Origin of the sequence: Roseovarius sp. MS2 (assembly GCF_051447875.1) — a bacterium.
GTDB lineage: Bacteria > Pseudomonadota > Alphaproteobacteria > Rhodobacterales > Rhodobacteraceae > Roseovarius > Roseovarius mucosus_A.
This window is the reverse complement of the sequence record NZ_JBKHVF010000001.1, coordinates 1541909-1564349: the sequence shown is the minus strand read 5'-3', so window position 1 is coordinate 1564349 and position 22441 is coordinate 1541909. Positions and strand designations below refer to the sequence as shown.

General features: G+C 60.1%; 28 protein-coding genes and 1 riboswitch. Of the genes, 16 read left to right on the top strand and 12 right to left on the bottom strand.

What is annotated here, in order from left to right; translation table 11 throughout:
- The first annotated feature begins 91 nt into the window (after nucleotides 1–91).
- Nucleotides 92–964, top strand: a complete 873-nt coding sequence (locus tag ACLGGT_RS07855) for a LysR family transcriptional regulator (RefSeq protein WP_081507161.1) — start codon at nucleotides 92–94, stop codon at nucleotides 962–964.
- 6 nt (nucleotides 965–970) lie between these two features.
- Here the strand turns inward: ACLGGT_RS07855 and ACLGGT_RS07850 are convergent, their stop codons facing one another.
- Together ACLGGT_RS07850 and ACLGGT_RS07845 are read right to left on the bottom strand one after the other, a co-directional pair.
- The gene (locus ACLGGT_RS07850) at nucleotides 971–1675 is read right to left on the bottom strand and encodes a winged helix-turn-helix domain-containing protein (protein WP_437195588.1); all 705 of its coding nucleotides are present in this window, start codon (nucleotides 1673–1675) and stop codon (nucleotides 971–973) included.
- A 24-nt stretch (nucleotides 1676–1699) separates the two neighbouring features.
- Nucleotides 1700–1933 (bottom strand): hypothetical protein, encoded by a 234-nt coding sequence (locus tag ACLGGT_RS07845; RefSeq protein ID WP_037297840.1) that lies wholly within the window; start codon nucleotides 1931–1933, stop codon nucleotides 1700–1702.
- A gap of 193 nt (nucleotides 1934–2126) precedes the next feature.
- Between ACLGGT_RS07845 and ACLGGT_RS07840 the strand changes: the two genes are divergently transcribed.
- From ACLGGT_RS07840 to ACLGGT_RS07825, 4 genes are all read left to right on the top strand, one after another.
- On the top strand, nucleotides 2127–2528 hold the full coding sequence (locus ACLGGT_RS07840; RefSeq protein WP_437195586.1) for a hypothetical protein: 402 nt from the start codon (nucleotides 2127–2129) through the stop codon (nucleotides 2526–2528).
- 27 nt (nucleotides 2529–2555) lie between these two features.
- Entirely contained in the window at nucleotides 2556–3056 is a 501-nt protein-coding gene (locus tag ACLGGT_RS07835; protein ID WP_437195584.1) for a hypothetical protein, read from the top strand.
- 76 nt (nucleotides 3057–3132) lie between these two features.
- A complete protein-coding gene (locus ACLGGT_RS07830) occupies nucleotides 3133–3756 on the top strand; it encodes a ribonuclease HII (protein ID WP_437197403.1) in 624 nt (207 codons plus the stop codon).
- A gap of 96 nt (nucleotides 3757–3852) precedes the next feature.
- Nucleotides 3853–4965: a site-specific DNA-methyltransferase gene (locus ACLGGT_RS07825; protein WP_437195582.1), complete on the top strand. Its 1113-nt coding sequence runs from the start codon at nucleotides 3853–3855 to the stop codon at nucleotides 4963–4965.
- A gap of 83 nt (nucleotides 4966–5048) precedes the next feature.
- Here the strand turns inward: ACLGGT_RS07825 and ACLGGT_RS07820 are convergent, their stop codons facing one another.
- Nucleotides 5049–6413 (bottom strand): MmgE/PrpD family protein, encoded by a 1365-nt coding sequence (locus ACLGGT_RS07820; protein WP_375554456.1) that lies wholly within the window; start codon nucleotides 6411–6413, stop codon nucleotides 5049–5051.
- A gap of 129 nt (nucleotides 6414–6542) precedes the next feature.
- Nucleotides 6543–6645: riboswitch (TPP riboswitch) on the top strand.
- A gap of 46 nt (nucleotides 6646–6691) precedes the next feature.
- On the opposite strand from ACLGGT_RS07820, the gene thiD reads away from it, so the two are divergent.
- Genes thiD through tenA form a run of 8 tightly spaced genes read left to right on the top strand, consistent with a single transcriptional unit; the run spans nucleotide 6692 to nucleotide 12607 of the window.
- Nucleotides 6692–7486, top strand: coding sequence for a bifunctional hydroxymethylpyrimidine kinase/phosphomethylpyrimidine kinase (gene thiD, locus ACLGGT_RS07815; protein ID WP_375554457.1), 795 nt, complete (start codon nucleotides 6692–6694; stop codon nucleotides 7484–7486).
- On the top strand, nucleotides 7483–8469 hold the full coding sequence (locus ACLGGT_RS07810) for an FAD-dependent oxidoreductase (protein ID WP_375554458.1): 987 nt from the start codon (nucleotides 7483–7485) through the stop codon (nucleotides 8467–8469). Before thiD ends, ACLGGT_RS07810 begins: the two co-directional genes overlap by 4 nt.
- Nucleotides 8453–8650: a sulfur carrier protein ThiS gene (thiS, locus tag ACLGGT_RS07805; RefSeq protein ID WP_081507168.1), complete on the top strand. Its 198-nt coding sequence runs from the start codon at nucleotides 8453–8455 to the stop codon at nucleotides 8648–8650. The genes ACLGGT_RS07810 and thiS overlap by 17 nt, the downstream gene beginning before the upstream one ends.
- 1 nt (nucleotide 8651) lies before the next feature.
- Nucleotides 8652–9422 (top strand): thiazole synthase, encoded by a 771-nt coding sequence (locus ACLGGT_RS07800; RefSeq protein WP_008281258.1) that lies wholly within the window; start codon nucleotides 8652–8654, stop codon nucleotides 9420–9422.
- Entirely contained in the window at nucleotides 9422–10018 is a 597-nt protein-coding gene (locus ACLGGT_RS07795; RefSeq protein WP_437195579.1) for a thiamine phosphate synthase, read from the top strand. The genes ACLGGT_RS07800 and ACLGGT_RS07795 overlap by 1 nt, the downstream gene beginning before the upstream one ends.
- Nucleotides 10015–10998 (top strand): ThiF family adenylyltransferase, encoded by a 984-nt coding sequence (locus ACLGGT_RS07790; RefSeq protein ID WP_437195577.1) that lies wholly within the window; start codon nucleotides 10015–10017, stop codon nucleotides 10996–10998. The genes ACLGGT_RS07795 and ACLGGT_RS07790 overlap by 4 nt, the downstream gene beginning before the upstream one ends.
- The gene (locus ACLGGT_RS07785; protein ID WP_081507172.1) at nucleotides 10995–11927 is read left to right on the top strand and encodes an ABC transporter substrate-binding protein; all 933 of its coding nucleotides are present in this window, start codon (nucleotides 10995–10997) and stop codon (nucleotides 11925–11927) included. The genes ACLGGT_RS07790 and ACLGGT_RS07785 overlap by 4 nt, the downstream gene beginning before the upstream one ends.
- On the top strand, nucleotides 11924–12607 hold the full coding sequence (gene tenA / locus ACLGGT_RS07780; protein ID WP_008281254.1) for a thiaminase II: 684 nt from the start codon (nucleotides 11924–11926) through the stop codon (nucleotides 12605–12607). Before ACLGGT_RS07785 ends, tenA begins: the two co-directional genes overlap by 4 nt.
- A gap of 5 nt (nucleotides 12608–12612) precedes the next feature.
- Here tenA and ACLGGT_RS07775 read toward each other — a convergent pair whose 3' ends face one another.
- The 4 genes from ACLGGT_RS07775 to ACLGGT_RS07760 form a co-directional block, all read right to left on the bottom strand.
- Nucleotides 12613–12996, bottom strand: coding sequence for a DUF3307 domain-containing protein (locus tag ACLGGT_RS07775; protein ID WP_375554461.1), 384 nt, complete (start codon nucleotides 12994–12996; stop codon nucleotides 12613–12615).
- A 126-nt stretch (nucleotides 12997–13122) separates the two neighbouring features.
- A complete protein-coding gene (locus tag ACLGGT_RS07770; RefSeq protein WP_437195574.1) occupies nucleotides 13123–14919 on the bottom strand; it encodes an adenylate/guanylate cyclase domain-containing protein in 1797 nt (598 codons plus the stop codon).
- Between the two features lie 23 nt (nucleotides 14920–14942).
- Nucleotides 14943–16496 carry an NAD(P)-binding protein gene (locus ACLGGT_RS07765; protein WP_151977687.1) on the bottom strand — a complete coding sequence of 518 codons (1554 nt, stop codon included), beginning with the start codon at nucleotides 16494–16496 and terminating at the stop codon, nucleotides 14943–14945.
- Nucleotides 16497–16615: 119 nt separating this feature from the next.
- Entirely contained in the window at nucleotides 16616–17575 is a 960-nt protein-coding gene (locus tag ACLGGT_RS07760; RefSeq protein WP_008281250.1) for a LysR family transcriptional regulator, read from the bottom strand.
- A 94-nt stretch (nucleotides 17576–17669) separates the two neighbouring features.
- Between ACLGGT_RS07760 and ACLGGT_RS07755 the strand changes: the two genes are divergently transcribed.
- The 3 genes from ACLGGT_RS07755 to ACLGGT_RS07745 are packed head-to-tail and all read left to right on the top strand — an operon-like array spanning nucleotide 17670 to nucleotide 19961.
- Nucleotides 17670–18551: an ABC transporter permease gene (locus ACLGGT_RS07755; RefSeq protein ID WP_232279201.1), complete on the top strand. Its 882-nt coding sequence runs from the start codon at nucleotides 17670–17672 to the stop codon at nucleotides 18549–18551.
- Nucleotides 18551–19336 carry an ABC transporter permease gene (locus ACLGGT_RS07750; protein WP_151977685.1) on the top strand — a complete coding sequence of 262 codons (786 nt, stop codon included), beginning with the start codon at nucleotides 18551–18553 and terminating at the stop codon, nucleotides 19334–19336. Before ACLGGT_RS07755 ends, ACLGGT_RS07750 begins: the two co-directional genes overlap by 1 nt.
- Before the next feature lie 34 nt (nucleotides 19337–19370).
- Nucleotides 19371–19961: a hypothetical protein gene (locus ACLGGT_RS07745; RefSeq protein WP_437195573.1), complete on the top strand. Its 591-nt coding sequence runs from the start codon at nucleotides 19371–19373 to the stop codon at nucleotides 19959–19961.
- Nucleotides 19962–20071: 110 nt separating this feature from the next.
- On the opposite strand, the gene ACLGGT_RS07740 is transcribed toward ACLGGT_RS07745, so the two are convergent.
- From ACLGGT_RS07740 to ACLGGT_RS07720, 5 genes are all read right to left on the bottom strand, one after another.
- Nucleotides 20072–21181, bottom strand: coding sequence for an ABC transporter ATP-binding protein (locus ACLGGT_RS07740; RefSeq protein ID WP_437195571.1), 1110 nt, complete (start codon nucleotides 21179–21181; stop codon nucleotides 20072–20074).
- Nucleotides 21178–21360: a hypothetical protein gene (locus tag ACLGGT_RS07735; protein WP_081508111.1), complete on the bottom strand. Its 183-nt coding sequence runs from the start codon at nucleotides 21358–21360 to the stop codon at nucleotides 21178–21180. Before ACLGGT_RS07735 ends, ACLGGT_RS07740 begins: the two co-directional genes overlap by 4 nt.
- On the bottom strand, nucleotides 21329–21547 hold the full coding sequence (locus ACLGGT_RS07730; protein ID WP_437195570.1) for a Com family DNA-binding transcriptional regulator: 219 nt from the start codon (nucleotides 21545–21547) through the stop codon (nucleotides 21329–21331). Before ACLGGT_RS07730 ends, ACLGGT_RS07735 begins: the two co-directional genes overlap by 32 nt.
- A 132-nt stretch (nucleotides 21548–21679) precedes the next feature.
- Nucleotides 21680–22039, bottom strand: a complete 360-nt coding sequence (locus ACLGGT_RS07725; protein ID WP_437195568.1) for a hypothetical protein — start codon at nucleotides 22037–22039, stop codon at nucleotides 21680–21682.
- Nucleotides 22032–22439: a hypothetical protein gene (locus tag ACLGGT_RS07720; RefSeq protein ID WP_437195566.1), complete on the bottom strand. Its 408-nt coding sequence runs from the start codon at nucleotides 22437–22439 to the stop codon at nucleotides 22032–22034. Before ACLGGT_RS07720 ends, ACLGGT_RS07725 begins: the two co-directional genes overlap by 8 nt.
- Nucleotides 22440–22441: the final 2 nt, after the last annotated feature.

The following is a 22441-nucleotide window of genomic DNA, read 5'->3' as shown; positions in this document are numbered from 1 at the left end:
CCTCCATTTAACATGCGTTTTTTGCAGGCTAAAGCGGGACAATACGCCCGTCCAATGCTATTATTGTCGTATATAATGCAAGGAATGCAATATGCGGCTAGAGTGGCTAGACGATATTCTGGCAGTTGCTGATGCTGGGTCATTGGCGCGCGCCGCCGAGACACGGCATGTGAGCCAATCCGCGTTTACCCGCCGCCTACGCGCGATTGAGGACGCGCTTGGCGTGCCACTCTTTGATCGGCGGCGCAAACCCGTTGTGCTCTTGCCCGAGATCGAGGCGCAGGCGGGCGAGATGCGGGCGTTGGCCACGCAATTGCGCCACCTGCGCGAAAGCCTGATACAGCGCACCGGGACGCGGGGCCTCACGCTCGCCTGTCAGCACGCGATTACCACCACCCATTCCCCGGCGATCGTCAGCATTCTGACCGCCCAAGGAGGACGACCGGTACGGGTGCGATCCGACAACCGCGAGGAATGTCTGTTGCGCCTGCTCTCCGGCGAGGCCGATCTGGCCGTCGTTTATGCCGTGCCCGAGATTGCGCCACTCACGCTCAGCCGAAGTTTCGAACAGGTTCTGTTGGGGCGAGAGCGACTGAGGCCAGTGGCGGCCCCGCGTCTGGCGCAGGGCAGTGATCTGCCATTTATCGGCTATCCGGCAGACGTGTTTCTGGGACAGATCATGGCGCGCGCGATTCTGCCGCGTATCCCCGCAAACCGTATCCTGCGCCGCCGCGCCGAAACCGCGCTGACGCTCGCCGCCCATGAATACGCGCGCCGAGGAATCGGCGTGGCCTGGCTGCCTGAAGGCATGGTGCAACGCGATTTGGACGAAGGGCGTTTGGTGCCGCTTGATCAGGCGCTGCCGGGGCAAGACATGGAGCTTTGGATGATCCGGCTGAGTGAGCGCAATGATGACGGCTGGGCGCATGACTGGTCGCGGCTGGTCGCGGCCTTGGGCGTCTGAGACTGCTCAGATCACCCGGATCACGGCCTTGTCGATGGCCAGCATATACCCGCGCCGCGCAATATTCTTGACCAATAGCTCGCTCACCAACTGATTGCCCAACGTATCGCGCAGGCGCTTAATGCGCGTTGCGCCGGCGGCCTCTTCGCAATCCTCGGGTTTGCGCCCCGAAATCACGGCTTCAATTTCGGCCCCGGTCATCACATCGTCATCCATCCGGGCCTCTGCCAGTACACTCAACGTTTCCATGGCGGCATCAGTCAGCTTGAACCCCATATCGTTGAGATACACTGTCTTTTCATCGCGGCTGATGAGCAGGGAACTGACCTGAATCCCCGAGCGCTCGATCTGCGCCATGCGGCGGTTGAGGGTGATCAGCATCACCAGAAACACCAATGAGGCGACCAAGAGCGCGGTGGCAAAAACCAGCAACACAAAGATCACCATCCGGTAGCTGACCAGTGTTTCTGAGAATGCCGTACCTGAAAGGGCAAGGATTTCCAGCAGTTTGATTTCGCCTTCACCGGTCAGCGCGTCATTCTCAACAAAGATCCGTTCAACCTTGGCGTTGAAGGCGTTGGCATCTGGCAGGCTGAGAAACAGGAACACCGCGGCACTGGTCAGAATTGCCACGATGGCCCCGACCCCGACAATCACTACACGATTGCCGGATCGGCGTGCATCAGCGGCGGTGGTGGTTATCCCGCGCATCCGCGCACCCGTTGACCTATCACCTTAGGTTTCCTTCTTTGACAGCACCTTGAGCAAGGTCAGACCTTGCTGTGCCAATTGCGCCCGGAGCGCGGCCTCTGCTGAGGCGCAGGGCGCGTTTACGACGGTGACGTCGTAATACAGCTCAAGCGGTTTGTCGCGCTTGGCCTTGTATTCTACCTGACAGGCCGCCTGTGCCGTGGTTGCGGCAAGCATCAGGCCAAAGGCAAGGATAAAGGGGCGTGTTATCTGTTCCATGCCGCCAAGATGCGCCAAGGCCTGCGGCTATTCAATAACTTGTGCGACGGACTGGCCGGAAAACGGCGTGTTATCTGATATCATTGGGGCGTTATTGCCTGTCTGGGCGGGCTGATCCCATCCTCGGATTACAGCGTTCGGTCATGCGGACCGACGCAAGAAAACGACCGTCAGCATCCTGAAAGGAATGACCATGCACCGCAAGTTCATCGCTCTCATCATCGGCGCGGCTCTGACCGTGTCCAGCCTTACCGCAGCCCCAGCCCAAGCCCAGAACCGCGGCGAAACCGCGGCCATCATCGCCGGGGTTGCGGCGCTGGCCATCGTTGGGGCCGCAATTGCGGATGATCGCAATCGCGACCGCGATCGTCGCAATGACTATGCCACGCGCGGTCATGGCTATCAGCAGCACTATTACACCCCGAAACGGCACCACAAACAGGTCTACAAACCCAATCATCACCGCCACCACTACAACCAGCACCGCTCTTACGAACCGCAGCGCGGCTATGGCCGCCAGCATCAAGGGCGCCCGGTCTATCAGCGGGGCTATGGCAACCATGTCCCCTATCACCGCGACAACCATCGCAACTAGACCACTCGCTTGTGAAAGGATCATCCAATGTTCAGGAAAATTACCACAGCCCTTATTATTGGTGCCGTTGCGCTGACAACCGCCACCGCCACCCCCGCGCTTGCCCGCGACCGCAGTGACAACCGCAATCTTGCCGTGGGGATTGCCTTGGGCGCAATTGTAGGCGCGGCGATTGCCAGCAACAGCAAGCAGAAGAACAACGACGGCTATCGGGACAATGGCTCGTATCGCGACTACGATGGTCGTAATTACAGCTCCCGTGACCGTCGGCATGACAAAGCCTATAACGATCACCGCTATGACAACGGCCGTGGGGGCTATGGCAAAAATTATGGCAAGGCACAGCGCGTCAATTTGCCGGGGGCTTGCAGGGTCTATGCAGGCAACCGGGCTGGATACTCTGGCCGCTGCCTGAACCAGCGCTACGGCTCTTACACTGCCTTGCCGTCGGCCTGCGCCGTGCGGGTGGGCGGGCATCATCAGGTGATCTACCGGGATCACTGTCTGAACCAATACGGCTTCTACTGAAAACATCGCGCGCGCGCGCAAGGGAGGGGCACGCCCCTCCCTTTGCATTTGCGCTCGGATCATGCGACGTGGGATTATGCTTGGCCCTGATTTCACCCATGAACGCGCCGCCCTGTCAGAGGGGTATCTCCGCATTGCCGGGGTGGATGAGGTTGGGCGCGGGCCATTGGCTGGTCCGGTGACGGCCGCCGCCGTGATCCTTGATCCGGGCAATATTCCCGAGGGGTTGAACGACTCAAAGAAACTCAGCGCGGCGCGACGTGCCACACTTTGTGAGGCTATCCATGCCTCTGCCGAGGTCAGCGTGGCCCATGCCAGCGTCGCAGAGATTGATCAGCTCAACATTCTGCGCGCCGCGCATCTGGCGATGGAGAGGGCGATTGCAGCACTCGATCCTCCGCCCGATCTTGTCCTGATTGACGGTAACCTGATCCCGCGTGGCCTGACCCTGCCCGCCCGTGCCATTGTGCGCGGCGATGCGGTCTCGGTTTCGATTGCGGCGGCCTCAATTGTGGCGAAAATCAGGCGCGATCAGATCATGTGGGATTTAGCGCAACAGTTCCCCGGCTATGGCTGGGAACGGAACGCCGGATACCCATCGAAAAGCCACAGAGAGGCGCTCCTAAATCTTGGTGTGACCCCACATCATAGACGTTCGTTCAAGCCGGTGCACAACATATTGTATCAAGAAAATAACTAACCCTCTGATTCAAAAAAGAATTTGACGGCGAATCGGGTTTGACTCATCTTGGTCTCCAACGACCAGAGCGCAGAAGCGCCGGGACAGAGGCAGAAGATGACGACAATGACCAAAGCCAAGGGCGCGCCTGCGCTCCCTCTCAATACGATTATCGCCGGGGATTGCATCGAGGTGATGAACAGCTTGCCAGAGGCAAGCGTTGATCTCATCTTTGCTGATCCGCCTTATAATCTACAGCTCAAGGGCGACCTGCATCGACCCGACAATAGCCAAGTGGATGCGGTCGATGATGCTTGGGACCAATTTGCAAGTTTCGCCGCCTACGACAAGTTCACCCAAGACTGGCTCAAGGCGGCGCGCCGCTTGCTCAAACCTCATGGGGCAATCTGGGTCATCGGCTCTTATCACAACATCTTTCGGGTCGGTGCGGCGCTGCAGGATGCGGGCTATTGGATCCTGAACGATGTGATCTGGCGCAAATCTAACCCGATGCCGAATTTTCGCGGCAAGCGCCTGACCAACGCCCACGAAACGATGATCTGGGCGTCGAAATCCGAGGGTGCGAAGTACACCTTCAATTACGAGGCGCTGAAATCGCTCAACGACGGGGTGCAGATGCGCTCGGATTGGGTGCTTCCGCTCTGCACCGGGCATGAGCGGCTCAAGGATGACAACGGCGACAAGGCGCATCCGACGCAAAAACCCGAGAGCCTGTTGCACCGCGTTCTTGTCGGATCGACCAATCCCGGCGATGTCGTACTGGACCCGTTTTTTGGCACGGGCACCACGGGTGCCGTGGCCAAGATGCTAGGCCGCGATTACATCGGGATTGAACGTGAGGCAGCCTATCGCAGTGTTGCGGAAAAGCGGCTTGCGAATATCCGTAAATTCGACCGCGACGCGCTTCAGGTTTCAACATCCAAACGGGCAGAGCCCCGTGTGCCCTTTGGACAACTCATCGAACGTGGCATGTTGCGCCCCGGTGAGGTTCTGACCTCGATCAACGGCAAAGCGGCCAAGGTGCGTGCCGATGGCACGTTGGTGGCCGATGGCGTCAACGGCTCGATCCATCAGATCGGTGCGCATCTCGAAGGCGCACCCTCGTGCAACGGCTGGACCTATTGGTGCTTCAAGCGCGAGGGCAAGGTGGTGCCCATCGACGCGCTACGCCAGCAAATTCGCTCGGAAATGGAAGAGCGACCCAACTGATTACCCAGACACCGCCGGTGCCCAAGGCCTGACTTTCTCGGGCACCATTGACTTGCCCCGCCCTCATGGCGGGGCTTTTTTTGTCATCGGTCCGGTGCAGGCGTGACCAGATCAGCCATCTCGGAAAAAAGCATATCTGGCTGCAACAGTCTCTGTTTCATATCCCAAAGCGCCGCAATGCGCCCCTCCGACAGCACATGCCCGGCCATCGCACCCAGCTTGGCGCGCACGTCCGCTTCGGGCATGGGGGCCTCTGGGCCGCCGCGCGCGTTGACATCGCCTGAGGTCAGTCGCCGCCCGTCCTGCAGGATCGCCGTCACATCAGACCAGCGCCCGCCGGGAAAGCGGGCAGAATGGCGCGGTTCTTCACGCACCGTGATCCGCGCGTGCAGGCGGGCGACCTCCGGATCATTCAGGCCCGAACCGGTGATGTGCTCTGGCCCGATGCGCCCATGCACCAGCAGCGTGGCAAGCGCAAAACCCAGAGAATATTGCGCCTCGCTCGTCGTCTTGGGAAGGCCCGGAAAAAGCGCGGCGGATTGGGCAAATGTCGCCACTTCAAGCCGCTCAATCTCTGCGGCGCGCAGCCCTTGCTCGACCATCAGAACACGCACCCCTTCCAGCGCGCCATGCGCCCAACGGCAAATCGGATAGGGTTTGATGTAGTTGCGCAGGATGGTCCAATCCTGTCCCAAATCTTCCCAAATATGCGCCACGTCTTCTCTCTCGACCGTAATCGCGGGCGCGCCGGTAAAGCCGCGTTCTGCAAGAAACAGTGACGAAATTCCTACAAGAGCCCCCATTCCCGATCCGTCATGCAACATGGTCGGATTGGCAATTTCGCGCATCATCTGGCTGCGCGGCCCATGATATTCCGCGATCCCCATAGCCTCGCGCAACACATCCGAGGGCTGCCCACGCAGATGCGCCCCAAGGGCCGCAACACCCAGCGCATTCCAAGCGCCCGAGGTATGGTAATCGCTGACCGTGGCATGAAGCGCCACACCGGCCCGTGCCGCCACCTCATAGCCCATCGCAAGCGCAGTGAGCGCCTGCCGCCCGGTCAACTGTGGATGCTGCCCAGCATAGGCAAAGAGCGCCGGCACCAACGCGCAGCCGATATGCCCTTTGGTCGGGTTGTAGCCGTCATGCCCATCAAGATTGTCGATCTGCGTAGCAAGCGCCCAAGCCGCCCCAGGCATGGCACAGGTTCGCCCGTCAAATAGCAAAGTTGCGCTGTGTTTGTCACTAGAAGCCGCATGAAACTCTACCGCGAAATCGCGTGCAATCTGACCCACCTCCAGTGTCGCGCCCCCCGCAGCCACGCCGAGCGTATCAACCAGCAGGAGAGCAATACGCTCCAGCACCTCTTGCGGAACCTCAAGCGCGGGATCGAGCACGAATTTCGCGACGCGGTCGAATTGAGGGCGGTCTAGAACACAGGACATCTGAGCAACTTTCTGCAAGAGGGACTGCCCCAAAGTGGCGTGTTTACACGCCGGTTTGACGGCTGTTTGCGACATTTCCTGTCTCGCATTCTCCTCTTGCAGCGCGCAGAACCGGCTGTTAGCAATCAGGCATATCCGTTGGGGTGCCCGTGTTCAGGGCTGAGAGGTGCAAAGCCAACCCATCGAACCTGATCCGGGTGATGCCGGCGTAGGGAACGGACCTCAGCACGCCCGGTGCGCACTCCGTCCGTTTCCCCGCAAGATGAGAGGAACGGCAGATGATTGCCACAGCTTTGACAATCGCGGGCTCCGACAGCGGCGGCGGCGCGGGTATTCAGGCAGATCTCAAGACGTTTTCGGCACTGGGCGTCTATGGAACGAGCGTGATTACCGCCGTGACAGCCCAAAACACCTGTGCGGTGACCGATGTGCATCCCATCCCTAACGCGACTGTTGAAGCACAAATTTTAGCTGTTTTAGGCGATATCAGGGTCGATTGCATCAAGATCGGCATGCTGGGCGACGCAGGTCTCATCGAAACAGTGGCGCGGGCTCTGGCCGAATATCATGGCCCCATCGTCCTTGATCCCGTGATGGTCGCAAAATCCGGCGCGCGTCTTTTGCCGGACGCTGCGCGTGCCGCCCTCGTGGAGCACCTTGTGCCACGTGCCGATCTCCTCACCCCGAACCTGCCAGAGGCGGCAGCACTTTTGGGCATGTCAGAGGCGCGCGACAGTACAGAAATGCAGGCGCAGGGCGCGCTTCTTCGGGACATGGGTGCCGTGGCCGTCTTGATGAAGGGCGGGCACGCGCAAGGCGAGACTTGCACCGATTGGCTGATTGCTGACGCAAGATACCGCCTCGACGCCCCCCGCATCGCCACGCGCAACACCCACGGCACTGGCTGCACGCTATCATCGGCCATTGCGGCACATCTCGCAAAGGGACTAACCTTGCCAAAAGCGGTTGAGGCTGCGCATGGCTGGTTGCATCGCGCCATTCTCGCCGCAGATGCGCTGGAAATTGGCAAGGGCCATGGCCCGGTGCACCACTTTCACGAGGTTTGGACATGACAGGGCCTGTCACCATCCGGGGCGCGGGCATCGTTGGCCTCTGCGTGGCAACCGAACTTGTCGCGCGTGGCATTGACGTTATTTTACGCGATCCCGCACCATCACCCGGCGCGCATGCCTGCTCTTGGTGGGCGGGCGGCATGCTGGCCCCATTTTGCGAGGGCTTTTCCGCAGAAGAGCCAGTGGTGCGATTGGGTCAAGCGGCCGCCGATTGGTGGGCGGCACAGGGAGTTGAGGTAATCCGACGGGGCTCGCTCGTTGTCACCTTGCAGCGCGACCGCCGCGAACTGGATCAGTTCGCCCGCCGAACCATGGGGCATCGATTTGTAACAGGCGAAGAATTGGCCGTGTTAGAGCCGCATTTGGTTGAGCGCCACGACCGCGCACTTTTCTTTCCTGATGAGGCGCATATCAATCCTCGCGCGGCACTGCATCACCTGCACAAGCGCCTGGTGGACGCAGGCGTGCGATTCGAACAAGATGCGGCAGAGCCTCATGGTTCGGTGATCGACTGTCGCGGCCTCGCCGCGCAGGACAGTTTGCCCGATCTGCGGGGGGTCAAGGGAGAGATGCTGGTGCTGCGCAGCCGTGATGTGACCCTGACAAGGCCCATTCGCCTGTTGCACCCGCGGTTTCCACTCTACATCGTGCCACGGGGCGATGGTGTATTCATGCTGGGTGCGACACAGATCGAGAGCACGGAGCGCGGCCGTGCCTCGGCTCGGTCCGTGATGGAGCTGCTGTCGGCTGCCTATGCTCTGCACCCCGCTTTTGGCGAGGCGGAGGTGCTGGAAATTGGCGCTGATGCACGCCCTGCTTTCCCCGACAACCTTCCGCGCGTTTCCCGCAAGGGAGGCACAGTTTATGTCAACGGCCTCTTTCGCCACGGCTTCCTCTTGTCGCCTGCGGTGGCGCGTATGGCAGCAGAGATGGTCTCGGGCGATACTCAGAAACCGGAGTTTTATCATGAAGATCACGGTTAACGGCACTGTGCAGGACACCGCTGCACCATCGCTTGATGCGCTGCTGATCGAGCTGGGTTATGGCGCGGCCAAGGTGGCGACTGCAGTGAACGAAAGTTTTGTTCCTGCTGCAATGAGACCAGAACAGAGACTGAATGACGGCGACCGGATCGAGATCGTCGCACCACGGCAAGGGGGCTGACATGCCTGTTTTCTACGAGACCGAGATCACCTCGCGGCTGATGCTGGGCACTGCGCAATATCCCTCGCCCGCGATCCTCGCCGATGCCTTCAAACGCTCTGGCGCGGGCATCGCCACCGTCTCTGTGCGGCGTGAGGCAGGGGGCGACCGCGCGGGCCAGGCGTTCTGGGATATGATCCGCGACCTTGATGTGCGCGTACTGCCCAATACCGCCGGCTGCCATTCGGTCCGGGAGGCTGTAACAACGGCTCAGATGGCGCGGGAACTGTTTGACACGCGCTGGATCAAGCTTGAGGTGATCGGCCACGCCGACACCCTGCAGCCAGACCCCTTTGGTCTGGTCGAAGCGGCGCGCATCCTGACCGAGGACGGATTTCAGGTGTTTCCTTATTGCACCGAAGACCTTGTGCTCTGCGAGCGCCTGGTAGAGGCGGGATGCCAGGTGTTGATGCCTTGGGGCGCCCCGATTGGTACGGGGCTTGGCCTCAATAACATCTACGGCCTTCGCTCTTTGCGTGCGCATTTCCCCGATCTGCCGCTGGTGATCGACGCAGGCCTAGGCCTGCCAAGCCAAGCGGCGCATGCGATGGAACTAGGCTATGACGCAGTGCTGCTTAACACAGCCGTGGCCAAGGCAGGCGATCCGGCGGCGATGGCCGACGGGTTCGCCCGCGCATTGGAGGCAGGGCGCCTTGCCTATGAGGCCGACCCGATGGAGCCGCGCGATATGGCCGCCCCCTCGACCCCCGTGTTAGGAAGGGCCTTTACCTGATGTCTCTGCCGCGTTTCTATCCGATTTTCGATCACACGGACTGGCTTCGCCGCGTGCTGCCACTTGGTGTTAAGCTCGTGCAGTTGCGCATCAAGGATCTTACGGGCGAGGCCTTGAACGCGCAAATTACGCAGGCACAGAGCCTATGTCGGACCCATGGTGCCACTCTCGTGGTCAACGATCATTGGCAAGCCGCGATTGATACAGGCGCGACTTGGGTGCATCTGGGGCAGGAGGATCTCGACACCGCCGACATTCCCGCCATGCGCCGTGCCGGGCTGAAGCTGGGGCTTAGCACCCATGACCATGCGGAGCTTGACCGGGCTCTCTCGTACGATCCCGATTACGTGGCGCTTGGTCCGGTCTATCCTACCATCCTGAAAAAGATGAAGTGGCACGAACAGGGTCTGGACAAGTTGACCGAGTGGAAGCGCCTGATTGGCGACGTTCCCTTGGTCGCCATCGGCGGCATGTCGGTTGAGCGGGCGGGTGGGGCCTATGCAGCCGGGGCAGATATCGTGTCTGCCGTGACGGATATCACGCTCAATCCCGACCCCGAGGCGCGGGTGCAGCACTGGATTGAGGTCACGCGATGACCCGTTATGCACGTCAGATCGCCCTGCCCGCGTTTGGGGTTGCTGGTCAGGATCGGCTTGCGGCGGCGCATGTGCTGGTGGTGGGTGCGGGCGGCTTGGCCGCCCCGGTGCTGCAATACCTCGTGGGCGCAGGTGTGGGGCGCATCACGCTGATGGATGGCGACCGGGTCAGTCTCAGCAACTTGCACCGTCAAACGCTGTTTCGCATGGCGGATATCGGCCAACCAAAGGCGCAGGTTGCCGCGGCACACATGACCTTGCTAAATCCAGATTGCAAGATTTCAGCCGTATTAGAGCCGCTTGATCCGGTCAATGCACCGGGCCATGTCGTGGTCGTTGATCTTGTGCTCGACTGCGCTGACAGTTTCGCGGCAAGTTACATATTGTCCGACACCTGCCATGGCTTGGGCAAGCCGCTCATCAGCGCGTCCATTGTTGGCACCTCTGGCTACGTCGGTGGCTTTTGCGGCGGCGCGCCCTCGTTGCGTGCGCTGTTTCCGGACCTGCCAGACCGATTAGGCAGTTGCGATGCTGATGGCGTGTTTGGTCCCGCTGTCGGCGTTATGGGCAGTCTTCAGGCGCAGATGGCAATCGCAAATTTAGCCGGAATAGAGCCTGATCCATTGGGGCAGCTTGTGACCTTTGAGGCGATCGGTTCCCGTTTCGGCGGCTTCCGCTTTGACAAAGCACCAGAGCCAAAGGATGGATTTCATTTTATTGCCCCCGCTCAGATCACGCCCTCCGATTGGCTGATCGACCTGCGCGCCGAGGCAGAGAGCGGGCCCGCTTTGCCAAACGCCATCCGCCGTCGCGTTTCGGATTTCGATCACCCCACCACGCATCCGCAGGGGCCGCGCGCGGTGCTCGCGTGCCGCTCTGGTTTGCGGTCATGGCAAGCCGCAACACGGCTGCGCGGCCACTGGGACGGCGAAATTGCCCTGATCGCCCTTGGCGACGTTCAACAGGAGACAGATACATGAAACACCTCACCCTGATCTTTGCCCTTTTGGCCAGCCCGGCCATGGCGCAGGACAAGATGACCCTGATCCTCGATTGGTTCATAAACCCCGATCACGGGCCCATCATTCTGGCCGAGGAATTGGGATATTTCAAAGAAGCCGGACTCGAGGTAGAGGTCATTGCCCCCGCCGACCCAAGTGATCCGCCCAAGATGGTCGCCGCCGGGCAAGCCGATCTTGCGATTTCCTATCAGCCGCAATTGCACATGCAGATCGAGAATGGCCTTCCGCTGCGCCGCGTTGGCACGCTCGTTGCCACGCCGCTCAATTGTCTCTTGGTGTTAGAGGATGGGCCGATCAAATCCACGGCTGACCTTAAGGGCCGCAAGGTTGGTTTTTCGGTGGCTGGCGTCGAAGAAGTGCTGCTTTCCACAATTCTTGCGCAGCATGGCCACAGCCTGAGCGATATCGAACTGGTCAGCGTCAACTGGTCGCTGTCGCCCTCGCTCATGTCCGGTCAGGTCGATGCGGTGATCGGCGCCTATCGTAACTTCGAGCTTAATCAGATGGAGATCGAAGGCGTGCCGGGCCGCTGTTTCTATATCGAGGAAGAAGGTGTGCCCGCCTATGACGAGCTGATCTATGTCGCCAATCCCGACTCGATGGATGCCGAGATGATCCGCCGCTTTCTGCACGCCACTGAGCGCGCAACGCAGTACATCATGAACCATCCGCAAGACAGCTGGGAGATTTTCGCAGGCACTTCGCCCGAGTTGCAGGATGAGCTGAATGAAAAGGCTTGGGTTGACACTTTTCCGCGCTTTGCAACCCGGCCCGCCGCCTTGGATCACGCGCGCTACAAGCGGTTTGAACAATTCCTGCTCGACGCAGGAATGATCAGTGACGCGACCCCGGTTTCCGGGCTTGCCATGGACCTGAACGCAGAATGACGCGCGATTACGGAACGACCTTTCCCCGCTTGCGCGATGCGGCGGGCACGGTCTGGCAGGACTATACGCATCACGCCTTTGTGGAAGGATTGGGTAACGGCACGTTGCCGCGCAAGGCCTTCCTTGGCTATCTCGTGCAGGATTACGTATTCCTGATCCATTTTGCGCGGGCTTGGGCGCTCGCTGTGACCAAAGCCGATGCGCTCGAGGAAATGCGCGCCTGTGCCGCCACCGTTGATGCGCTGGTCAATCACGAACTTAGCCTGCATGTAAAAACCTGCGCCGAGGCGGGGCTAAGCGAGGCGGATCTCTACACCGCAGAAGAGCATCCCGCCAACCTTGCCTATACGCGCTACGTGCTTGACGCGGGCCATTCTGGCAATTTTCTTGACCTTCTGGCAGCCCTTACCCCATGCGTCATGGGCTATGGCGAGATTGGCGCGCGGCTAGGGCCGGTACCTGCGGATCACCCCTATGCGGATTGGATCAACACCTACGCAGGCGACGCCTATCAACAGGTTTGTCGCGATGCTGGCACGCTCTTTGACGGTGCCGTCCTTCTGCGGCTGGGAGCAGGTGCCGAGACAACCCCGGCCTGGGGGCGGCTTTGCCAGCGTTTTACTACGGCGACGCGGTTAGAGGTAAGCTTTTGGGATATGGGCCTGTCGTTTGGGGCGTGAAACGCTCAGGTCGCGCGGCTGACCACCACTGCGAAAAGCGCGATATACGTAAGCTGGTGCGCGGCCTGATCGAGCCCGAGGTAATACCAAAACCTCGGGTCGGTCTCGGTCAGATCCTCTATGCGCACGAGACGCGCCTTGGACCAGTCTATGTGATAATGCAGCGCCACCTCTGCCAGCACGAGACCAAGAGCAAAATTCCAAGGTAGAGCAAACCAGAGCAGAATAGGCAGGCTGAGTATCCCATGCACTCCGGCGTGCACGATACCCGACAGATGCCCATACCTTCCTTTGTTCCGTGCGATCCATGCCGTCTGGAACTGAAAATCGCCAAGGTAATGCTTGATCTGAAACAGGATCAAAAGAAGGCACAGATCAAAAATACTCATCGTGAAAACCTCGGCAATTGCCATGAATGCTGGGCTCTGAACGAACACTCCGTCGGAAACGTGGTTTGATACAATTTGGGTCTAGCGGTAATTTCCTTAGTCTATCACATCTCGCGGGCATTTGCATCACCGGCGCGGCAAACCCATCGAGACGAGCGTTTCCAGGTCATCCTTGATCCCCGCCACCAGCGCGGGCCATTTTGGAAAGTGAAACCCGTATTTGATTACATCCAACGAGAAATCAGGCCGCACGGTCAAGGCCTGCGCCAAGGCACGCTCTGCCGTGGTCTGATCCCCGGCGCGCAGGGATAGAACAGCATAGGCGGAATGCACAAAGGCCTCCGCCCCAGGATTGCGCGCCGCAGGTTCGAGATACTGGCGCATATTCTCACCCAAGCTCATGTCGCGCATCCAGATGGCAACGGCGAGCATCCAGTAAAAGGACCACAGCATCGGATCCTGAGGGCTGAGGCGAATGGCCTCTAGCCCGGCCGCCTCCATCTCTTCGGTGTTGGGGTTCTTTTGGAAGAGGTTGATAAAGGTCTGCGCGTTATAGATCAGCGCATCGTTGTGATTGAGCGCCCGCGCGCGGGCCAACGCCTCTCGGGCATCGTTCTCTTGCCCTTGCAGCGTCAAAAGTTGCGCAAGCGTGATATGCCCAAGCTCGAGTCTGTCATCCAATTCGATGGCGCGATTGGCGTGAAACATGCCCTTCACCACATCCTCGCGGGGATTGCGGCTCCGGCCCGAGTAAATCCGCACCGCATGAACACGTCCTATCAGCGCATGGGGCAAAGCATAGGTCGGATCTGCCTCGGCGGCGGCATGAAAGAGGGCGGTTGCGTTACGGACGCCGCCAGAGGTGCGCATGTCGATCTCGGTCAGGCCACGCTGGCACATTTCCCAAGCTGACAGGCTCTCGGTGGGTTTGGCGCGCGACATGGCACGCTCATGCGCGCCAATCTCCGGTGTCAGCCCAGTCACGATACAGCGCGTGATGTCATCTTGCAGCGCAAAGAGATCAGCCATGTCGCGATCATAGCGATCAGACCAGATCTGACGACCTGTCTCAGCCTCGATCAGTTGTGCGGTGACACGCAGACGGGCACCCGCACGGCGCACAGCACCTTTGACCACATAGCGCACACGCATGTCCTGCGCGATCTGGCGCATGTCTTGCGCGCGGTCTTTATACGCAAAGGAGGAGCCGCGTGCGATGACAAAAAGCGAGCGAAACCGCGACAACTCGTTGATCAGATCTTCGGCGATCCCATCCGCCAGAAACCCATCCTCGACCGAAGAGGACAAGTTATCGAAGGGCAGCACGATGACAGAGGGACGATCTGCGCTCTGGGTTACGGTGCTGCGGTTCTCGGCTTCGACCCCGGTTGTAACATGCCAAACCTCAACCGGCGTGGGGATGTTTCGGACAAATTGCATGCCTTGCCCGGTGATCGTCAGGCCCGGTTCCCGCGCCAGCATGTCGCGCACCGTGCGTGACACGCAAATGCCGCCGGGTGCCGATAGGGTTTCAAGCCGCGCCGCAATATTGACGACATCGCCCAGAACATCGCTTCCGTCGATCAGGACACTGCCATGGTTTATCCCCACGCGCAGCCAGATACGCAGGTCGTCGGGTTCCTGAAGCTGATGCGCGGCAATAGCGCGTTGCGCGCTCAAAGAGGCATGGACCGCTGCGGCAGGGCCGGGGAATTCCACCAAAAGCCCGTCGCCCATGGATTTGACGACCCGTCCACCATGATCTGCAATCGCCGGGTCAATAATGGCGTGCCGCAAGATGCGCAGCCGCTCAAACACCCCCTCCTCGTCCATTGCGACGAGGCGAGAAAACCCCACCACATCCGCGGCGGCGATAGTTGTCGCCCTGCGCTCCAGCGCTTTCACCTCTGTCCCCTTCGTCACGGCGCCCGTTCCGCCCCCAAAGTTTAAGGTAAGCGGGTGATCTTTGTCACCTGAGCATTTTGAGTGATACTTAGCGTCGGGGCCATTTGTTTCCAGATATCAAGCCAACCTTTTGACAAAACGGTAACTGCTGGCTTGTCGCTGAAAATCAGACCAAGGGTCAGGGGCAATGAAATCCAGATCATGCCATAATAGGCTGGGATTTGTTTCAGCGGGCCATATCCCTGCACCGAATAGGCATATTCCAGCATTCCGGTCAGGATCAGCAGATCATTCTTGGCGAGAAAATCGTAGAAGCTGTCATATTGCAGCAACTCCTTCGGCGCACTCAGCGGCATCGGCAGGGTCAGCCCACGGTAGATCGCCAAGAGCACGTCATACTCTGCAAGACGCACAAAGATTTCGGCCTTGACCTTATCCTCATTGAACCCGGCCATCCAGTTTTCCGGATCGGCAAAGGGCTGGTTGGCCTCGTAGTAACCTTTGAGCAGGGTGTAGTCGTCATAATCCATCAAGGTGGCCGGGGCAGGCACGCCGGGAAACTGCCCTGTCGTCACCATGGCGCGGATTGAATGGCCTGCGGGGTCCTGGTGATCGGCGGTCAGAAACATGCCCTCGCGGATATTCCCGTCCATGAACCCGCAGGCGGCAAAATGCGCGGCCATCTTGTCATACGCGGGTGAGAGATAGCAGGTGCCCAATTCACAGGGTGTGGGTTGCCCATTGGGCGATGGTGTATCGTAGGTGACGGTATGCGTCTTGCCTCCGAAACGGTCTGTGGATTCGAGGATTTCGACATTGGTATAGCCCAAACCTTGCAGCCGATGCGCGAACATCATGCCCGAAGGCCCAGCCCCCAGCACAATGATAGGCGCCCCCTTGTCGGCAGGTAGCGACCAGCCCAGCGCCGCCTGCTGATCCAGCAGCATCCCGCCATATTGCCAGCACTGCAGCACGGATTCAAAGCAGGTCGAGCCATGCACAAAAACCGTGTTGTTCTTGCCCTGCAGGCCCAGATAATTCCACGGTCCGCCACCGCGAAGACCCGTATTATCGAAATGGTCGAAATAGGGCGTCCGCAGATCGACCGGCGCGCCGGTGCTGTCGGTCACAATCTCATAATCCGGATAAGGCCACCAATCGAGCGTCGGCAGCGTCTGTTCCAGATTGGCGAGAAACTCCGCCTCGGTCATTGGCGGATTGGCCGGACCCTGTAGCTGATACACGGTAACAAGGTTCTCGGTCATGGAATTGGCGGTCTCTAACGAGAATTGCTTGGCTGTTTCGTTGCGATACCCACTGACATGGCCCGCCATGGCCGAAATCTCTGTCGGCGCTAGAATGATGCCATATTGCGGCGCAGGATTGGGCACTTTTACCCTCACCAAAGTGGTGTGAAAGGTAAAGTTGGTCAGCTGATCAAAGACCGCTGTTTCTGCTGCGGTATAGTCACAAATACTGCTCAGATTGCGTGGCTCGCAGGCGACGACCAAAAGATCGCAAGTTTTGGTGACTGGGGCAGCCCCATCAATGGCAACGGTCAGCGTGACGGCTGGGGAGGTCGTTGTGGGCGTCAAAACAGGTCTCCTGGAATCAGTGATGAAAAACTGGCCCGAAACGGGGCAATTTTGACGCTACACTGATTTGCGAAACGGTTGAATCTTTTATGCGGGGCACAAGCCTTGCGCGCAGAACTCTAGCGATAGGTGCGCTCTTCAATCGGGGTTTCGTCAATCCGGGCCAATAGCCGATCAAGCAGGCTTTGTTCCGCCCGATTGAGCACGGCGCGCGGATTCCAGACAACGTGCACATCAACCGCCGCCGTCTGATCATAGGGGGGTAACTGCCACAAAAGCCCGTCTCGCACATCGCGCTCCGCCACATGCAACGGCAGCGGACCCACGCCAATTCCCGCGATGATCATGCGCCGCACCTCTTCCAGATGGCTGGAGGTGGCGATGATCTGATCCCCCAATTCCGCCTGTGCCCGCATCAAGGTTACGGGTTTGAGAGCGTCTTGCAATCGGTCGGTTTCAAAGCTGACGGCAGAGCGCCCAGCAAGGTCCGCCCGCGTGAGATCACGTTGCCCAAACAGCGCATGGCGCGGCCCGCAAAACAGGCCAAAGAACTCTCGATAAAGGCGCATATACTCTAGCTTGGGGTTGCGCTGATGCACAAGGCAGATGGCAAAGGAGGCCGAGCGCGCCGACACCGTTTCAATCGCCTGCGCAGAAGAATGCACCTCGATTGCCAACGTCGCGCGGGGGTTTTCAGCATGGAACTCTGCCAGAACCTGATCAAAAAGCGGGCAGATCACGTGAGAGGCCAAAGACAGGCGCACATGACCCGTCACCTCATCCGTCATATCGCGCATGAGGGTCGAGAGGCGCAGAATAGAGCCTTGGATATCCAGCGCCTCGCGATACAGAACCTCGCCCGCCTCGGTCAGTGCGAAATGCCCCGGTGTGCGGTGAATAAGACGTTTGCCAACCCGTTCCTCTAACCGTTTCAACGCTGTAGACACAGACGGCTGCGTCAGCCGCAACCGATGTGCAGCATCCGTAACAGAGCTGGACTGCGCCAGCGTGACAAAGGTGCGCAAGAGGTTCCAATCCATCTCGCGCATGATGCGTTCGGGGCTGTTACGATCATCCATAGGCTACATCTATTGTCACAATTCCCATTATCTATTTGATTAATGATGGCCTGCTTTGCACCCTCATCGCAAGCCCGCATTTGACGGGTCGCGCATGAAAGGGAGACGCATGTCGGTTGAGGCCCGCGAAGCGAGGCAGCCGTGGATTCTGTTGTCACCCGCCTTGGGGGCGGTGACGCTTCTTTTGCTTGTGCCGCTCATGTTCATCGTCGTCTATTCGTTCTGGCTGCGCTCGGCGATGGGCGCGGATACGGTCGGCTTCTACCTCGACAACTGGCAAAAAACCCTCACGGATCGGTTTTACCGCGACATCCTGCTCAACACGTTGAAAATCGCGGCAATCACCACGGCAATCTGTGCCCTGATGGGGTATCCGGCGGCCTATTTCATCGCCCGTTCGCGCGGCAACAAGATGGTGCTGCTGCTCTTGCTTATGCTGCCGTTCTGGATCAGCTATATCATCCGCACGATGAGCTGGATCAACATTCTGGGCACATCCGGCGCGCTCAATTCCCTGCTCTTGTCGCTTGGCATCATCAACGAACCGATCCAGATGCTGTATAACGAGGCCACGGTGATCCTCGGGCTTGTGCATTTCTTGCTGCCCTTCATGGTGCTCAATGTCTACGTGAGCCTTGAGGGCATCGACACAAATCTGGAGGATGCTGCCAATTCGCTGGGGGCAACCCGGTGGCAGGCGTTTACCCAAGTCACCTTGCCGCTCTCGCTTCCCGGCCTCGCGGCGGGCGGCTTGCTCTGCTTTGTGCTGGGCGCTGGCACCTATATTACCCCGGTGATTCTTGGCGGGCCACGCGATGCGATGTTCGCAAATCTGGTGTTTGAGGCGATCATCACCCAGTTGAACTGGCCACTTGGATCGGCGCTGTCGCTCTTGCTGTTGATCGTATTGGGGCTGCTGGTCGCCATCTACAACCGCTATCTCGGCATGGCGCAACTGGCCAAGGGGCTGGGCTGATGGGGTGGCAGATCATCCGCGCTTGGACCGTTATGGTCTATGCTTTCATGTTTTTGCCGGTGGCGGTGGTGGTGCTCTTGTCATTTAACGCCAACCAATTCGGCAGTTTTCCGATGACTGGCGTATCGCTGCATTGGTTTCAGGAGCTGTGGAATAACGACGCCGTGATGCGCGCCTTTCGCACGTCGCTTGTGCTTGGTCTGATGACCGCGGTGATCTCGACGACCTTGGGGATTTTGGCAAGCCTTGCCTTGGTGCGCTACAACATCCCCGGTCGCAACGCGATCACCACGCTGCTGATTGCGCCTATCCTTGTGCCAGAGGTGGTGCTGGCGGTGGCGCTCTTGCTGTTTCTCAACTGGCTGGGCATCGGCAAGAGTTTCGCACTGCTTCTGGCAGGGCATGTGATCTTTACCCTGCCCTTCGTGATCCTTGTGGTACAGGCGCGCCTTGTCAGCATCAAGCGCGATGTAGAAGAGGCCGCACTCAGCCTCGGCGCCTCGCCGGTGCAGACCTTCTTTTCCGTGACCCTGCCGTTGATGCTGCCCGCCGTCGCGGCGGGGGCGCTCTTTGCTTTCACCATCAGCTTTGACGACATCACCGGCACGCTCTTTTGGAAACCCGGCGGGGTCGAGACCGTGCCGACGCAGATCTTCTCGATGCTGCGCAATTCGATCAGTCCGGAAATCAACGCTCTTGGCACCGTGATGATCGTTATGACCGTGGGCCTTCCGCTGCTCGGAGCGGCGGTGGCCCGCAAACTCGCCATGAAAGGCGGCGCTTAAGAACCGCATTAACCCTCAACAAGGAGAATTAAAAATGGACAATACCAAACGATACGAAAGACTGCTCGACCGCTATCGCAACGGCGATCTGGACCGGCGCAATTTTCTGGGCCTGATCGGCGCTGCGGGCCTCGCATATGGTGTGCAGACACCCTTTGCCAAGTTCGCCCAGGCCCAGGATGTGAAACAGGTACGGTTTGATGGCTGGGGCGGGGTGGTGTCCGAAGCGTTCCGCAAACATGCGTTTGACCCTTACACAGCAGAAACCGGGATTACCGTGGTCGATGGCACCTTTGCGGGCGGCGATGAATATCTGGCACAGGTCCGCTCTAGCCAAGAGGGTGAATATAACATCGCGCATCTGTCCGGCGTGTTCGACTATGCGCGCTATGTGAACTTTGGCCTGACAGTCGAGTTGAACCTCGACAACATCCCCAACATGGCGCTGGTGATGGATGCGCTGACCAATGCCTTCCGCCGGGTGACCCCGGATTACCTCTCGGCTGTGCCTTATGACTATGGAACCACGGGGCTGGCCTATAATCGCAAGTACATCTCAGATGAGGAGATGAAAGAAAAAGGTGCCTCGATCCTCATTGACGCCGCTTACAAGGGTGTAGCGTGACAGCGAAGTTTGCAGTGAATTACAGTGAAGTTTACAGCAACGCGTTTTTAGCGGACGGCCCTGCCACGCGCATTTGAAGGGGGCATTTAACACCCCCCTAAACACCCCTCTCACTCCACATACCGAAACCCCTGCACGGCGCGAAAGTGCCCGCCGTAGCCGGTCCCGGCGGGCTTGAGACCTTTGCGTGCCCGGGCGGCGGCGAGGGTCTTCATGCTGCGCTCTTTGGACTCGGCGTAGAGGATGGCCGAGACCTGCGCCCAGAGGGGATCGCGGCGCAGGGCTGCGGCAAGGCCGGGGTGCGAGGTATGAAAGAGCATCGGCATCGGTTTGTCGTAGCGGTTCACGCCGCGCCGCCAGAGGGCGCAGACCTCGTTGAGAAAGCGCAGGCCCAGCCCTGCGCCCTGCCACTCGGGCATGACGACAAGGCGGCAGGCGCGGCCCTCGACCAGCCCCGGCCGGGTCGAGACTGCGAGATGCGCCACGGGCGCGCCGTCGACGAAGCCCACGTAGTAATTGGCCGCGATCATGCGGGGCAGCTTCAGGTAGTGATGCGGCTCAAAGGCGGGCCAGAAGGAGCCGTCTGTCTGGTGAATGTCCATGGCAATGCGCGGTGCCCGTCGAAGACGCCTCCAGCGGAACTCGGCCCGGCGAGTGTCGATCACCCAATCGGGCTGCAACCAGGACACCACGTCCTCGTGACAGGTGACGGCGACGAACTGGCCTTTGCCGCGCCGCCAGGCCTTGGCAAAGGCGGCCGCCCCGATCTGGGCCACGCGCCGGTCGATGGTCGAGGTGAACTCGTCGAGAATGGCAAAGCTCGGCCGCTCGGCCAGAATGCGCGCGAGCTCAGCCCGGAACTGCTCGCCGGTCGAGAGGTGGGGATAGGGGCGCAGCCAGCTTGGGACGGTGCCAAGGCCCACGGCGGAGAGGGCGGCCGCAACGGCATCGAATTCCCCCTCGGGATCAATCGCGTCGATCAGCGCGCCCTCGGGCCACGGGCGCGGATCAAGCTGCGCGCCAAAAGCCGCGCGGGCGAGCGAGGATTTGCCGCTGCCCGAGGGGCCGACGATGAGGCCGATCTGCCACGGGCGGGCCAAGAGATCGGCCTCGATCTCGAGGCGGAAATCGGCGTCGCCCTCGACGTTGAAGAGGCTCGAGACCCGGGCGGCGCGGTAGGTGTCGGGGATCGGGCTCGCGTGGTGGATGGCGAGTTTCATGTCACCACCACGCGGCATTTGAAGCCTTGGCGGCGCAGGCGGCCAAAGGCGTCGACTTGGGCGGCCTCGTCCTCAAGGAGGACAATGACGCCATATTGCCGCCGGTAGCGGGTGCCCTTGGGCAGGCCCGGCGCACCGGGCGGCAGGTCAGGTTTCGGGAGTGTGGTCGATCTGGCCAAGTTCGGCTCCTTCTCTCTGCGCATCGCGCTTTGGGGGAAGGGCTCTTGGCCTCAGGATATTCATCGCCCGGCAGCGCGGGCATTTGATCGAGACGCCGGATATCTGCGCGCCTCTCTCATATTTAAATAGCAGACGGCTGCAGGCGCAGCAACGCAGTTCTAGACCTTCCAAATCGAATCGCCTCATAAAGTCGCCGCCCCTTTGGGGCAGGGAGCGGCCATAAGGCGTTTGCTGGTCGGCGGGGGTATGTTTGGCGACTGGCCCCGCGTCCCCGGGCGTGCTCTCCAGCGCGCTCGGGGCCTCCTGTAGCGGGGCCTGTCAGGGCCACCAGCGCCCGGCGGAGTAATCCGCCGGGATCGGGTCCATGGCCAGCAGCGCGGCCTGCGCGGCGAGAATCGCGGCGCTGGCGAGCTTGAGTTGGTCACGCAGGCGCAGCACGGTTTCGGCCATCTGGATTACGCTCAGGCCGCGCGGCGCGGCCAAGGCCGTCAGCATGGGGGCCTGATCGGGATACCCCGCCAAGACCGCCTCCGCCTCGGCGATTTGCAGGGGCCATGTTTCGCGTTCTTCTGGCGTGTAGGCCGCTGCTAAAGCGGACATCCGCCGCGCGGCCTCGGCGCGCACGCCTGCCGTGCGAAGGGCGCGGGCGGCAGGCGTGTTTTGACCGAACTCAGGCATCATGCAGCTCCACTTCAATATCAAACCCGACCCATGGGAGGGGCGGTGCGACCGTCAGGCGATAAAGGCCAGGGTCGAGCAGCGTGAGAGGCTCCGACAGGTCCGAAAGGGTCAGCTCATCGCCCGCCTCGTTAAGCACGGTGACCACGCTGCCCTCGGGGAGGGCCGAGAGGTCATAGGCCCAGCCGGTCTGCTGGGCCGTGTCCGGTGGCGTGATTTGAGGCCGCGCGGCAAGGCGTAGCGGGTTGAACGCGATATAATGGGTTGCCGTTTCCGCTAACGGGGCCACGAACAACCCCCGCTCTGGTGTGACGTTGGCCATGGCGGTTTCGGCAGATGCCTCGATATGGCCCATGATCTGGCCCGTGGCCGTGTCGTAGATATTGGCGCGGATCGTCATGG